Genomic DNA, 13,289 nt, shown 5'->3' with positions numbered 1-13,289 from the left:
GCGAGAATTGGGGTGGGGTTCTTTATTATTCAACTTCATATTAAATTGGTATAAGGTGCTATTTTAATACCGTGAGTAATAAACTCAGTTACAAATAATTCTAAATCTTCGTCAGGTATTGCTTCCCTGACACGCTGCTGAACTTGTTGTGCTTGCTGCTTTGACTCGCACAGTGCAAACACACTCGGACCAGAACCAGACATCATTGTTCCTAAAACCCCTTCTTGAGTTGCAAAGATTTCACGCAGTTGCAAAACTTGTGAATAAGCTGGTAATACTATTTTTTCTAAATCATTGTGGAGTTTGTCGGCTATTTCTTTGACATCTTGATGCAAAATCGCTTTCACCATTCCTCCAGAATGCACAGCCTCAGCCCGCGCTGTCAAATTTGCTTTATCTTTGATATACGAACTACCAAATGAAGTACGGTAGGTTTTATATGCCCAAGCGGTCGATACTTCTAAACTACGGTACTTTGCCAATACTATATATATATTGTTTAAACCAGCTAGAGCAGAAAGTTGTTCACCTCTACCTGTGGCGATCGCAGTACCACCACCTACACAAAATGGTACATCGGAACCTAAAATCGCTCCCAATTCTTCTAATTCCGACTGCGTGAGTCCCAAATTCCACAACAAGTCTATACCGACTAACACTGCTGCTGCATTTGTCGAACCTCCAGCTAACCCAGCAGCAACGGGAATGCGTTTGGTAATTGTAATATCTACACCACCATACTTAGCATAAGCATCAGGAAATTCCGTTGCCATCAGTTCAGCCGCACGGTATGCTAAATTACTTTTATCTGTCGGTACTTGCGGATGGTCGCAGCGAACGCGAATGGCTTCTGTACTGCCTGCACGGAGATCAATTTGGTCAGCAAGACCAATACTTTGCAGTATCATTGCTAACTCGTGATAACCATCAGGGCGATCGCCAATGATTTCCAGATATAAATTAATTTTGGCAGGAGCGATGAGAGTATAGCTACGCATTTTTGGGGATAGGGGGTCGGGGATCGGGGATTGGGGATCGGGGAGCGGGAACAAGGGAGACATGGGGGACAAGGAAGTTATGACAATTGACCATTAATTGTACAGACGCGAGGAACATCACGCATTGTACAGACGCGTAGACGCTCGTCAGAGCGGCTTCAAGGTAAGAGTATAATCGCGTCTCTATCCACTAACCATTAACCCCTAACTGATTACTTAAGGCAACCCATTGTCCAATACTGAGTTCTTCAGCACGAACTTGAGGATTTATTTCTAATTGTTCCAGTAATTCGGTCAAGCGATCGCGTTCTACAATTGATTGCAAATTATTGCGTAGCATTTTCCGCTTGGCTCCGAAGCCTAATTTTACCAAAGTATCTAGTTTGCGCGGGTCATCGGCTGCTGGTTCGATTTTGCGGGGAATCAATCGCACTACCGCAGAGTCTACTTTCGGTGGTGGATAAAATGCTTTGGCTGGCACAATACTAATTAACTCACACTCGGCTAAATATTGTACCCGCACTGTTAACGCTCCACAGGCTTTGGAACCTGGTTTAGCTACGACTCTGTCTGCTACTTCTTTTTGAATCAGCAAAACTATAGCATCATAAGGTTTTGGATTGGGATTAGCAATTGTCCCCAAGAGTTTTTCGATAATCGGCCCAGTGATATTGTAGGGAATATTTGCCACAACTTTATTCGGGTTTTGAAAAGCTGGAAACCCTTCTAGTAAAGATGGGACATCCAACTCTAAAAAATCCCCTTGTAAAAGCAAAAAATTTTCGCGCTTACCCAATCCTTTAGCTAAATTTTCACACAAATCGCGGTCAATTTCGACTGCAACTAAAGATTCGACTAAGGGTAATAAACGACGAGTTAAAATGCCAGTACCAGGGCCAATTTCGAGAATCCGGTCATCTTGTTTTAATTTTGCAGCTTGAACAATTTCTGCGAGTGCTTTTTCACTCTTGAGCCAATGTTGACCAAAGATTTTGCGCGGTCGGATCATTAATTTTACTCTTTTTACAAAGCCTTTAAGGTAGGGTGCGTTATGGCTTCAGCCTAACGCACCGCCATCACATGGTGCGTTAGGCGCTGACATCATAATTTTTCGTGAAAAATGAAATTATAAAGATGCGCCTAACACACCCTACAACTTTTTTAAAAAGTCGGGGATCTATAAACCACTAGCATTTTATTGGAATCATCATTTATACCGTTGTATATATAATTTATGGAGTAATTTTATCTATATACTTAACGCATTATGCCAGAAACACCTTCAGATACTATTTTGATTGTCACCGATGAAACTCCTCAAATCTCTATTCCTGATGGTACTAGAGGTGTGATTGGTAGAGGAGACGACTGGAGAGATGAGATCAGGGAAGCGACTGGTAGTAAGGGTGTAGGAGATACGGTTAAAGTTAGCGCTCAAAAATTAGAGCAAGAAATGACCAATTTTCTCCAAATCGTGGGACGCTTATTTAGCCATGCGGAACAGCAAGCAAAAGTTAATTCTGGGATGCAGTTGGATGAAATCGAGTTATCGGTAGAAATTACGGGAGAAGGGCAAGTAAAGTTAATTGGTAGTGGTGCGAAAGCTGCTGCAAAAGGAGCAATCAAACTGACATTCAAGCGCCAAGAACTAAAGTGATACCAATTTGAAAAACGAACATGACAAACCATACACATACATATTGTAGAGACGCGATAAATCGCGTCTTAAACTTAAACCGATTCATCGCGTCTCAAACCAATGATATGTTGCAACCCCTAATTAAATTGGTATGAGATGGCGAAAAATTGGGCAATAACTATTGGTATTAATCAATACGAGTACCTGCAACCCCTAAATTATGCCAAGCGGGATGCACAATTAATGCAGGAATTTCTGCGTAACGAGGCAGGATGTGAGAGAATATTCTTCTTCTCGGATGATTCCCCTGATATTAATGGAAAATCAACTCGCCCCAACCGCACAAATTTACTGCGACTCTTGCGCCAGCTATTTGAACAGCCTTTTATGGGAGCAGGGGATAATCTTTGGTTTTTCTTTAGTGGTCACGGTATACGCCACACTGACCGCGATTATCTCATGCCTTGTGATGGCGACCCAGAGGATATTGAAAATACGGCGATTCCGATTAACTTTGTCACTGAACGCCTGCGTCGCTGTGGTGCTGATAATATAGTGATGATTTTAGATGCTTGTCGCAGTCTTGGGACTCGTGCAGGTGAAGGAATTGGACGACAAACGGCTGAACAAGCGCGTCAACAAGGAGTAATCAGCATTTTTTCCTGTAGTCCCCAAGAATATTCTTATGAAATTGAAGCTTTACAACAAGGTGCTTTTACCTATGCGCTTCTGGAAGGATTAGGAATTCAGGGTAAATGTGCCACTGTTGAACGGTTAAACCAGTATCTCAGTTTTCGTGTGCCTGAAGTTGTTCGTCAGCATAAAAATAAAAGGCAAACACCTTGTATTATCGCTGAACCTGTAAATAAATCTCATCTGATTCTTATACCACGATATGCAAGTCTCGCTGAAATCGCTACGTTGAAAATAGATGCTTATCATGCAGAAACTGAGGAAAGAAATTTAGATTTAGCAGAGCAACTGTGGATTCGGGTGCTAGCTGCGGGTGTAGATATGGATGCAATTAGAGCAATCCAAAGAATTGAACGATTGCGAAACACTTCATTTCCCGATTTGTCTAATCCACCAAATCCGCAACCAGTTCAGCACCCACCCCAAAGCTTAAGCATTGAACAACAGCGCCGATTACAACAAAAACGAGACGGAGTACAACAAGAGTGGAATCTTCGCAGTCAGAAAATACAACAAATCAGGAAAGCTTTAGCGATTGAAACTAGTGTGACAGTAAAATTTCAGTTAGAACAGCAACTTCAAGAAGAAGTCGCTAGGCTGGATAAGCTCAGTAATGAACTCAATGAAATTGACGCTTTATTGTCTTCTCAACCCAGTGCTACTTCAAGCAAATCTAGCTCACCTCAAGTTGTAGAAATTCCTATTTCCCAACTCGTAAAGAAATCCGATTTCTCACCAGCACCATCACCACAAGGTATAACTCTACAAACCTTCCAATTTGAAACTGTCACCGTCGATGCACGAGGAAACATTACCAACCGTCGTCACTGCGAAGCAAAATACTTTGTTGAAGACTTGGGAAATGGTGTCACCTTGGAAATGGTGCAGATACCAGGTGGTAAATTTCTCATGGGTTCACCGGAAGGGGAAGAGGGAAGAAGAAACAATGAAGGGCCACAGCATGAGGTTACAGTTCCTAGTTTCTTTATGGGTAAGTATGTAGTTACCCAAGCACAATATCAGGCAATTATAGGTAGTAACCCTTCTAGGTTCAAAGGGGAAAGACGACCTGTAGAAACAGTATCTTGGCATAATGCTGTAGAATTCTGCGAACGCTTAAGTCAGAAAACAGGACGGACTTATAGACTGCCAAGTGAAGCAGAATGGGAATATGCAGCTCGTGCAGGAACTACTACACCTTTTTATTTTGGTGAAACGATTACCACTGATTTAGCAAACTATAACGGAAATTATACTTACGCTTCTGCACCAAAAGGTGAATATCGCCAACAAACAACAGACGTAGGAATATTTCCTCCTAACTCTTTTGGTTTATACGATATGTGTGGTAATATATGGGAGTGGTGTCTAGATAAATATCATAATAATTACGATGGAGCGCCGACAGACTGTAGTGCGTGGTTAGAAGGTAGTGGAAGTTATCGGCTGCTGCGTGGTGGTTCTTGGAGCTAAGTTCCTGGATTCTGTCGTTCTGCCAACCGCTACTACGGCAACCCAGACTTCGATCCCTACAGCGTCGGTTTTCGGGTTGTGTGCGGTGTTGCGCCGAGGACTTACTAGCACTTGACACTCTCGCGCTCTTGCCCTTTACACTTCTTATTCTTTTCTCTTCTTCCCGCGCGAAGCGCGATCAAATATTTTTTCAAAAAATTGGGTGTCTTTCTCTACACATTATCATACACCATTTCTAATCAGTTTTCTCACTTGTTTGAGAAATTGAAGATGGGGCAGGAATTCAGTTATCAGTTATCAGTTATCAGTCAATCATGAATAGTTTAGTTTATGAGAAAGCATATAAATTTGCCATTCGGATTGTAAACGCCTACAAATATATTTCCGAAGAGAAGAAAGAATATATTTTATCGAAGCAATTAATCAGAAGCGGAACATCAATCGGAGCCAATATTGCTGAAGCTAATGGAGCAATATCTCAAGCAGATTTTTCCGCCAAAATTTCTATTGCTTATAAAGAATGCTTGGAAACGAAATATATATTGCCTTTCTTTGTTAAAAGATACAGAATACATTGAGCAAAAAGCGTTTGATAGCATTTATCAGGATGCAGATGAAATAGGAAAAATTCTGTTCTCAATCCTCAAAAAAACAAAAATTAACCACCAATCAATAGACTGATAACTGATAACTGATAACTGATAGGCTTGGTAGATTGCAAAATCGAACAGTGGTCCGACTCAATCATTTTTTGACAATAAAATATCCAATATCAAAAATATTGTTTGGAGACGTTGCAGTGTAGAGACGTTGCAGTGCAACGTCTCTACAGACCAAAACAATGTCGAAAAATTCTTCACCGAGAAGTATTGCAATGCGATCGCCATTACTAATCAATACTGCTTGGATAAGACAAATCGATTAACATTTAAACTTTGTAGAGACGCGATATATCGCGTCTCTACAACTAGAGAGCTAAAAAGGAGAAAATCAAAAAGTTGGATATTGCCAAAATATTATGACCTTAATTCTCACTAATGATGATGGTATTGACGCCCCAGGTATTCAAGCACTCCAGAAAGCTGTAAACAAACTTGGTATTAGCAGTTTGGAACTGTTGAATGGCAAACACCCAGCACCCAGTACTCCTTTATCAGTAATCATAGCTGCTCCTAGAGATCATCTCTCTGGCTGTGGTCATCAAGTCACCACAACTAAACCGATACACGTTCACCATCGCTCAGATCATGAGTATGCGATCGCCGGAACTCCAGCTGATTGCGTGAGAATAGCAATATCACATATCTGTGAGCATGTCAAATTTGTCATCTCTGGGATCAACGCCGGTGGTAATTTAGGGGTAGATGCTTATATTTCTGGTACTGTTGCGGCGGTACGGGAAGCAGCAATGCATGGTATTCCTGGGATTGCAGTCTCTCACTATCATAAACGTAAACTCACTGTTGATTGGGATCTAGCAGCACGGTGGACAGCGAATGTTTTAGCTGATTTACTCAACCGTCCTTTGGAACCGGGAAATTTTTGGAATGTGAATTTACCCCATCTTTTACCAGGAGAACCCGATCCAGAAGTTGTATTTTGTCACCCTTGTACTAAACCATTACCGATTAACTACCGTATAGAAGGTGATGAGTTTCATTATGCTGGCGTCTATCAACAGCGCGATCGTATTCCTGGGAGTGATGTTGATGTTTGCTTTTCAGGTAAAATAGCAGTTACCCAGTTAAAAGTATAAATCAGTGATCAGTGATCACTGATAAGCTATCAATTTAATAACTGTCAACTAATCACTGTTCACTGATCACTCTTCAAGAATCTTCTGGTGCTTCAATGAGTTGCATCAGACGGTCGAGATTGTTTGTCAACTGGGATATTCTTTGCAGCGAATCATCCTGTGTTTCAGCCAGAGTTTGCACTGCATCACATAAAGCTAAGATTTGATAACCCTGCTGCTGCAACTGTTTTCCTTGTTCTTCAACTTGGGTGCTGAGATTATCCACTCTTTGAGCTAAACGCTCGATAGTTTCTGTAGTAGCGAGTACAGCTTCCCCAATTTGCTCAACAATTGATTCTAAGCGACCTACTTTTATTTCCGCCCCTGCTATAACCATTTATCCCGCTCCTCAATCTTGAGATCGCATTACAGTAAATTTCTTGTTGCTTAATTTTTAAATAAGTTGAATGCAAGCAGCTATTGCCACTTTCATATTAATCTGGGATTTTTCCAGACTTCGATTAAGATAAGTTACGCCCCAGAAGTACAAATTTTCAACTCGACACTCCCAAAAAGTAAAGTGTCATTTTTATCCACCACGGAGTCTCATTTTTGATTGTGATAGAGAAAACCAACGTCAGATTTACTGCACGTTTTTAGTATTTAATTTGCCTTTTATACAAAGCAAAATCCTCTTTCTCTAACCTTGAGACTAATATTTTAGTGGAAGATTCTAAGCTGATACTTTTATGTAACAGGCAATAATTCAATGTGTCAATAATTACAATCATTTGATAGCAAATTCTAACACAACTACTTGTAATATCCACACCCAAAATGATTTTTCATCGTCCATAAGATATATTAAACGTGCTTTATGTGAAATTTATAAAAAATGATGATCCTGATCAACTAAATGAAGATTCAGTGAATATACGGTTGTGGTTGAATAATTAGAAGAAAGCTGAGTCTATAGTCGAAATATAAGATACATAAAAACACGTTTTTCACTCAACACTCGGCTTGACAATGTACGAAATACCATTTACAACCGTTGTTGAAGGTGCAACCTCTAACACATGGGACTTATCATTTTATCCTCATCTCTCAGTAAAGTCTAAATTTAAGCGTTGCTTAGATATTCTGGGTAGCATAATTGGATTATTTATACTAGCACTCGTATTTATACCGATTGCGATCGCCATTAAAATAGACAGTCCTGGCCCGATTTTTTTCACACAAAAACGTTACGGATTACACGGACGTCCGTTTTATATTCGTAAATTCCGCTCAATGCTTTCTGAGGCTGAACAATTAAAGTACTTAGTTAAAAACGAAGCTAACGGACTTATATTTAAAAATAAGAATGACTTCCGAGTCACCAAGGTTGGGCGGATATTACGAAGCACCAGCTTAGACGAACTACCACAATTTTGGAATGTCCTAGTCGGTGAAATGAGTTTAGTCGGAACACGTCCACCCACAAATGACGAAGTAGCACATTACAATCAACGTCATTGGCAACGTTTAAATGTTAAACCTGGTTTAACTGGTGAATGGCAAACTAGTGGTCGTTCCCATATAAAAGACTTTGAGCAAATTGTCGATCTAGACTTGCAATACCAAAAAAAATGGCATCCCTTATATGACTTATTTTTAATCGCCAAAACTTTCTATATTCTTGTTGGTAGAGTAGGAGCTTTCTAGCTAATACCATTTATACTTAGTTTTATAATATACCATATTTTTTCAGATGGAGGTTTCGTCCTCGTCTGATTTTTTATTTGATTATATTTAAAATTTGTTGACATCTATTCTTCAATAGTTTGACACATCTGTGAAACATTAGGGTTTTAAGTTAAACATATTCACCTCAAGCTGGTGTTTATATACTCAATGAGCATCAAATATTATCTTGAGTTCACATCTGACAGTACTACTAGTACTCCGCCACAAAGATTTTGACAGGCTAAAAGAGTTCGTAGTAAGGACTTTAGTCCTCAAGAAAGGACTAAAGTCCTTACTACAAACCTAACTAGTACTCTGGCAGAAAAAAGTTTGATGCACAACATTACTTCCAATTATTGAGTTTTAGTTTCTACAACAATTTATGAACAATACGATACCTCTAAAGAAAGAAGCCCATATTAAAACTAAAAACTCTACATCTCAGTTTGATATGGTGCGTACTTATCTTCATGAAATTGGGCGTATTCCTCTATTGAATTATGAACAAGAGATTTTTTTATCTAAACAAGTACAGCAGATGATAGCTATATTAGCTGTACAAGATAAATTGGCATTGGAATTAAAGCGTGAACCCACACTACAAGAGTGGGCAAATAGTCTCAAAATGAGTGAAGAACAATTGCTTTATTTGTTAAATAAAGGGCAGCAAGCCAAGCAGAAAATGCTAGTATCTAATTTGCGATTAGTCGTTTCTATTGCTAAAAAATACCAAAAACGTAATTTAGATTTGTTAGATTTAATTCAAGAAGGTACTTTAGGACTAGAACGAGGAATTGAGAAATTTGATCCAACAAAGGGCTACAAATTTTCGACTTATGCTTATTGGTGGATTCGCCAAGCTATGACACGAGCGATCGCACAACAAGGACGTACAATTCGCTTACCCATTCACATCACCGAAAAACTAAACAAAATTAAATCTACTCAACGAGAATTATCACAGAAATTAGGGCGTACCCCCAGCACAGCAGAAATTGCTCAAGTACTTGATTTAGAACCTGATGAAATTAGACAACACTGGCTTTCTGCACGTCAACCCGTTTCTTTAGAAATGCGAGTTGGGACGGAATTAGATACAGAATTACAGGAGATGTTAGAAGATGATGGTTTATCTCCTGAAAACTACACAATTCAAAAATCTCTGAATCAAGATATTCAAAACCTGTTATCTAAATTACCTCCTCAACAACAGGAAATATTGACTTTACGCTTTGGTTTAATTGATGGAAATGAACTCTCATTAGCAGCAGTTGGTGAACGGATTGGAATGAGTCGAGAAAGGGTGCGCCAATTAGAACAAAAAGCTCTGAATACTCTCCGAAGACATCAGAATAAACTTAGTTGCTATTTAGCTAGTTAGTAAAAACAGCAACTGTTTATTCTCTTAAAAATGGGGAATAGGGATAAGGGAAGATAGAGTTCTCTCAGGGGAACTCGCTACCCACTTTGGGGATTAGGAGCGAAGGGAGAAGGGGAATTAGGGAATAGATTTTAATACCCTGATTTTGGGCAAAAATTACGTGAACTTTTGTATCGAAAATATTGTTTATTTTTTATATCATAAAAAATAAAAGTTGCATAAATTATAGATTTTACTGCTATCTTTGATTATTATCTTGGTTAACGCTGGAAACTTAATTTCAGAGTTGCTAGCGTTGAGAAACTTGATTTTTTTGGAAAGGTCATGAATAAGAAATTAGCATTAGCTTTGCTTGCAAGTCCTACCATTTTCACTTCTTTATTATCTGTAATCGGAATAGTAAATCCTGCTCATGCGGCTTCACCAGTAATTCGTCTTCAAGACGGAGAAGCCTGCATCAGACATCCTCACGTTAGTTATGATCGCTTTGTGTGTATACGGGCTTCCAAAGTAGATCCCCGTTATTCTACTGCATCTAAATTCAACGCAGTCAATTTTTCCAACGATAAAGTAGCAATGCTCAACTTTACTGAAGAGGAAAGTGATGCTGCACTCGCTACATTTGGTTGCGATTGTCCTTATTGTATGAATGCTCTACGTGCTTTGCGTGGTCAAGCACCTGTGGTTTATTAAAATTTTTATGTATTTGTGAATGCGATCGCATAATTAAAGAAGGCATATATAAACAAATAGAGATGTTGCAAAGCAGCATCTCTATTTATTACAAAATATCTATAATTAGACCATCAGTTTTGGGTTGCCAAATTTCGGCGTAGTCCTAATCCAATGAATAAACCAATTATGACAATTAAAGTCATATAACCTAAAGCAATGAATCGAGTTGTTAGAGGTGGTGCAATTCCCTCTACTTCGATTTCTCTTTCTAGTCGTAAAGGGGAAAATTGACTGATTGCATTCGCCAAGGGAGAAACTTCTATTTCTACTTTATGAGGCGCGCCATCAAAAAACTGTTGCTGCCATGTAAACTGACCTGTAGCATCTGGAATACCTTTGTAGACAAAAGCAGCCCATCCATCTTCTAGTTGGGTCGTTTTGATGTTTAAAAGTATATCCTTGACAGGCTGATTAGTTTTTTGGTCAATGACTTTCACTCCTAATGTGGCAGTTTGTCCCACACTTGCACTCTTATCTCCCAAAATTTGAGCCTGCAAACCACCTTGCTCTACTACCCCAGAGTCATTTATGCTAAGTGTATGCTGGACCGTATGAGAATGGGCAACTTTTGGACTTAGGTTAATGACTAACATGGCAATTATTGCCACTATCATTGCCCCACTCAACAATAATCGTACTCGTTCAGGTGCAATTTCTCCTGGTTGAATATTTTGCTGTCCTCCAATCACCCAGCCGCCACCAAATCCGACAACCAATAAAATTACAGCCAAAATACCGAAATTGCGAAACTTCACCCAATTTTCCGGTACTGATAATGTCAAAGTTTGTTCAATCGGGTTGAAAGCATTTGCCACATCAGGAGTAACATTAACCTGGAAGTGATACTTACCTCGGATGGGTAACATTTGCTGCCATTGCAGTTCACCTTTCGGGGCGTTGGCAGTCATCTCCAGAAGCTTTGTACCTTCTACAATGGGAAAATCTGTCGTGAACCAGGGATTTTTGGATGGAGTTAAAATCTTCAGGTTTATCTTGGCATTTTCTAAAGGTTTACCTGCGCCATCGACTGCTTGCAGTTTCAGCTTTACAGGTGATTGCGGTGAGGTGGCTTCAGCTTCAAAAGGTGATATCTGATTAACAGGTGGTTCTGTTGTCAGTCGTATAGTTGGCTGAGGCGACTGCGAGAAACCAATCAAACTATATAAAACCACACTCATCAGACAAGCAAAACTGATGAGTGCAGAAAACTTAAATTTTGACATTTTCACCCTGAGTTTATTTATTGCAAGGCGATCTCTAAATAGATGTTTAGTGGCAACTTACCATCAAAGTGTGGTGACGCAGAGAGTGGGCGCGATTGTGAACTGCGCTCAGAGTACTGAAGTAAACAGTCCAGAGTGTCAAAGCGCAGAGTGAAACGTACAGTGTTGCTTGCACAGGCTGAGATAAAGTCACCTGGGCTGTCTTTTGCCAAACCGAAGGATGAGCTTGTGTATGCATTATCTACCTCGCATAAAATCTAGAACAGTTTGTTAAGCAGCTGGTCTAGTAGTTAATTCACATTTATACACTTTTTGGCTGCAATAGTTGTTATGAATTTCTTACTTTGAGCGATCGCTATAGCTACTTTAAGGGCTGGAGCCGCTTACTACAAAACCAGTAGTCCAGTACTAGTTCCTTGGCTCGTTGCAAAAGCGTGGTAACAAGCTTTCATCTGTGCTACCACTGCGCGGAATTGGTGAAAGATAAGTTACTTTTTATTAATTTTTGTAATATTTTATGATACCTTAATAATTGAGAGACTAAGTTACATTGCCCAAATGCTCTCCTTGTTATCTTTTTGCCAGTTGCAAACCTAGTAAGGTAAATTTTTTTATGCCGTTTACTATTGACTCAGCTCGTGGTATTTTCCCAAAAACTCTATCTGCTGATGCAGTACCAGCCACGATCGCTAGATTCAATCAGCTTAGTGCTGAAGACCAACTAGCATGGACTTGGTTTGCTTATCTTGAGATGGGTAAAACAATCACGATTGCTGCTCCAGGGGCTGCTAGTATGCAGTTTGCAGAAGGAACTTTGAATCAAATTCGGCAAATGACTTTCTCTGAGCAAACGCAGGTTATGTGTGACCTAGCAAACCATGCTGATACACCGATTTGCCGTACTTACGCTACCTGGTCTGCAAACATCAAGCTAGGATTTTGGTATCAACTTGGGCAATGGATGGATCAGGGTATCGTTGCTCCAATCCCAGCAGGCTATCAGCTTTCTGCTAATGCTTCAGCAGTGCTGCAAGCAGTTAGAGAACTGGATCAGGGTCAACAAATTACAGTCTTACGCAGTGCTGTGGTAGATATGGGGTTTGATCCAAGCAAGTTGGGTGACTATAGCAAAGTTACTGAACCTGTCGTTGCTCCCAAAGAAGTATCACAGCGAACTCAAGTCACCATTGAAGGAATTGACAATCCAACGGTGCTGAGTTACATGGATAATTTGAATGCCAATGACTTTGGAGCTTTGATTGATCTGTTCGCGCCTGATGCTGCTCTGCAACCTCCTTTCCAAAAACCAATTGTTGGCAGAGATGCAATTCTTCGATTTTTTAATGAGGAATGTCAAAACCTCAAATTAATGCCGGAGCGAGGCGTTGCGGAACCAGCAGAAGATGGCTATACCCAGGTGAAAGTCACTGGTAAAGTACAAACTCCGTGGTTTGGCGCTGCTGTGGGAATGAATATGGCTTGGCGATTTTTGCTCAATCCTAAAGGCAAGATTTTCTTTGTAGCAATTGATTTACTGGCTTCTCCCAAAGAACTTTTGAATTTAGTTCGCTAGAGAAAGCTCAGTGTAAGTAAGCCTGACTAATTACGTGAGCGCTCTTAACACAGAGCGCTCCGTTATTTGAGGTAGATGGCACAAGTTGATATAAAAAATAACTGCATAGAT

At 39.9% G+C, this 13,289-nt stretch carries 12 protein-coding genes and 1 pseudogene; 8 read left to right on the top strand and 5 right to left on the bottom strand.

The genetic code is table 11. The annotated features are described in order from the left end of the window. Positions 1-35: 35 nt before the first annotated feature. The gene (ispE, locus tag ACE1AT_RS03790; protein WP_374865968.1) at positions 36-998 is read right to left on the bottom strand and encodes a 4-(cytidine 5'-diphospho)-2-C-methyl-D-erythritol kinase; all 963 of its coding nucleotides are present in this window, start codon (positions 996-998) and stop codon (positions 36-38) included. 190 nt (positions 999-1,188) lie between these two features. Further along, complete coding sequence (gene rsmA, locus ACE1AT_RS03785) at positions 1,189-2,007, bottom strand: 16S rRNA (adenine(1518)-N(6)/adenine(1519)-N(6))-dimethyltransferase RsmA (RefSeq protein WP_374865967.1); 819 nt, start codon at positions 2,005-2,007, stop codon at positions 1,189-1,191. Between the two features lie 258 nt (positions 2,008-2,265). Between rsmA and ACE1AT_RS03780 the strand changes: the two genes are divergently transcribed. From ACE1AT_RS03780 to surE, 4 genes and pseudogenes are all read left to right on the top strand, one after another. Then, positions 2,266-2,655 carry a hypothetical protein gene (locus ACE1AT_RS03780; protein WP_374865966.1) on the top strand — a complete coding sequence of 130 codons (390 nt, stop codon included), beginning with the start codon at positions 2,266-2,268 and terminating at the stop codon, positions 2,653-2,655. A 138-nt stretch (positions 2,656-2,793) separates the two neighbouring features. Continuing rightward, positions 2,794-4,911: pseudogene (locus tag ACE1AT_RS03775) on the top strand (SUMF1/EgtB/PvdO family nonheme iron enzyme). 206 nt (positions 4,912-5,117) lie between these two features. Next, positions 5,118-5,381 (top strand): four helix bundle protein, encoded by a 264-nt coding sequence (locus ACE1AT_RS03770; RefSeq protein ID WP_374865965.1) that lies wholly within the window; start codon positions 5,118-5,120, stop codon positions 5,379-5,381. Positions 5,382-5,821: 440 nt separating this feature from the next. After that, a complete protein-coding gene (gene surE / locus ACE1AT_RS03765) occupies positions 5,822-6,559 on the top strand; it encodes a 5'/3'-nucleotidase SurE (RefSeq protein WP_374865964.1) in 738 nt (245 codons plus the stop codon). A 73-nt stretch (positions 6,560-6,632) separates the two neighbouring features. On the opposite strand, the gene ACE1AT_RS03760 is transcribed toward surE, so the two are convergent. After that, positions 6,633-6,935 (bottom strand): hypothetical protein, encoded by a 303-nt coding sequence (locus ACE1AT_RS03760; RefSeq protein WP_017312470.1) that lies wholly within the window; start codon positions 6,933-6,935, stop codon positions 6,633-6,635. Positions 6,936-7,567: 632 nt separating this feature from the next. Here ACE1AT_RS03760 and ACE1AT_RS03755 point away from each other — a divergent pair. From ACE1AT_RS03755 to ACE1AT_RS03745, 3 genes are all read left to right on the top strand, one after another. Continuing rightward, complete coding sequence (locus ACE1AT_RS03755) at positions 7,568-8,245, top strand: sugar transferase (protein WP_374865963.1); 678 nt, start codon at positions 7,568-7,570, stop codon at positions 8,243-8,245. 403 nt (positions 8,246-8,648) lie between these two features. After that, complete coding sequence (locus ACE1AT_RS03750) at positions 8,649-9,647, top strand: RNA polymerase sigma factor, RpoD/SigA family (protein ID WP_374865962.1); 999 nt, start codon at positions 8,649-8,651, stop codon at positions 9,645-9,647. A 324-nt stretch (positions 9,648-9,971) separates the two neighbouring features. Beyond that, a complete protein-coding gene (locus ACE1AT_RS03745; protein WP_374865961.1) occupies positions 9,972-10,340 on the top strand; it encodes a hypothetical protein in 369 nt (122 codons plus the stop codon). 113 nt (positions 10,341-10,453) lie between these two features. Here the strand turns inward: ACE1AT_RS03745 and ACE1AT_RS03740 are convergent, their stop codons facing one another. Continuing rightward, the gene (locus ACE1AT_RS03740; protein WP_374865960.1) at positions 10,454-11,605 is read right to left on the bottom strand and encodes a hypothetical protein; all 1,152 of its coding nucleotides are present in this window, start codon (positions 11,603-11,605) and stop codon (positions 10,454-10,456) included. A 46-nt stretch (positions 11,606-11,651) separates the two neighbouring features. After that, on the bottom strand, positions 11,652-11,843 hold the full coding sequence (locus ACE1AT_RS03735) for a CbtB-domain containing protein (protein WP_374865959.1): 192 nt from the start codon (positions 11,841-11,843) through the stop codon (positions 11,652-11,654). A 375-nt stretch (positions 11,844-12,218) separates the two neighbouring features. Between ACE1AT_RS03735 and ACE1AT_RS03730 the strand changes: the two genes are divergently transcribed. Then, positions 12,219-13,178, top strand: a complete 960-nt coding sequence (locus tag ACE1AT_RS03730) for an orange carotenoid-binding protein (protein WP_374865958.1) — start codon at positions 12,219-12,221, stop codon at positions 13,176-13,178. Positions 13,179-13,289: the final 111 nt, after the last annotated feature.

Source organism: Pelatocladus sp. BLCC-F211 (assembly GCF_041928655.1).
Classification (GTDB): Bacteria; Cyanobacteriota; Cyanobacteriia; order Cyanobacteriales; family Nostocaceae; genus Pelatocladus.
Note: the sequence above shows the minus strand (reverse complement) of the source record. Positions and strands in the feature narration are given on the sequence as shown.

Coding starts and splice junctions, on each gene's coding strand:
- ispE (WP_374865968.1), bottom strand. CDS start 998: ATGCGTAGCTATACTCTCATCGCTCCTGCCAAAATTAATTTATATCTG.
- rsmA (WP_374865967.1), bottom strand. CDS start 2,007: ATGATCCGACCGCGCAAAATCTTTGGTCAACATTGGCTCAAGAGTGAA.
- ACE1AT_RS03780 (WP_374865966.1), top strand. CDS start 2,266: ATGCCAGAAACACCTTCAGATACTATTTTGATTGTCACCGATGAAACT.
- ACE1AT_RS03770 (WP_374865965.1), top strand. CDS start 5,118: ATGAATAGTTTAGTTTATGAGAAAGCATATAAATTTGCCATTCGGATT.
- surE (WP_374865964.1), top strand. CDS start 5,822: ATGACCTTAATTCTCACTAATGATGATGGTATTGACGCCCCAGGTATT.
- ACE1AT_RS03760 (WP_017312470.1), bottom strand. CDS start 6,935: ATGGTTATAGCAGGGGCGGAAATAAAAGTAGGTCGCTTAGAATCAATT.
- ACE1AT_RS03755 (WP_374865963.1), top strand. CDS start 7,568: ATGTACGAAATACCATTTACAACCGTTGTTGAAGGTGCAACCTCTAAC.
- ACE1AT_RS03750 (WP_374865962.1), top strand. CDS start 8,649: ATGAACAATACGATACCTCTAAAGAAAGAAGCCCATATTAAAACTAAA.
- ACE1AT_RS03745 (WP_374865961.1), top strand. CDS start 9,972: ATGAATAAGAAATTAGCATTAGCTTTGCTTGCAAGTCCTACCATTTTC.
- ACE1AT_RS03740 (WP_374865960.1), bottom strand. CDS start 11,605: ATGTCAAAATTTAAGTTTTCTGCACTCATCAGTTTTGCTTGTCTGATG.
- ACE1AT_RS03735 (WP_374865959.1), bottom strand. CDS start 11,843: ATGCATACACAAGCTCATCCTTCGGTTTGGCAAAAGACAGCCCAGGTG.
- ACE1AT_RS03730 (WP_374865958.1), top strand. CDS start 12,219: ATGCCGTTTACTATTGACTCAGCTCGTGGTATTTTCCCAAAAACTCTA.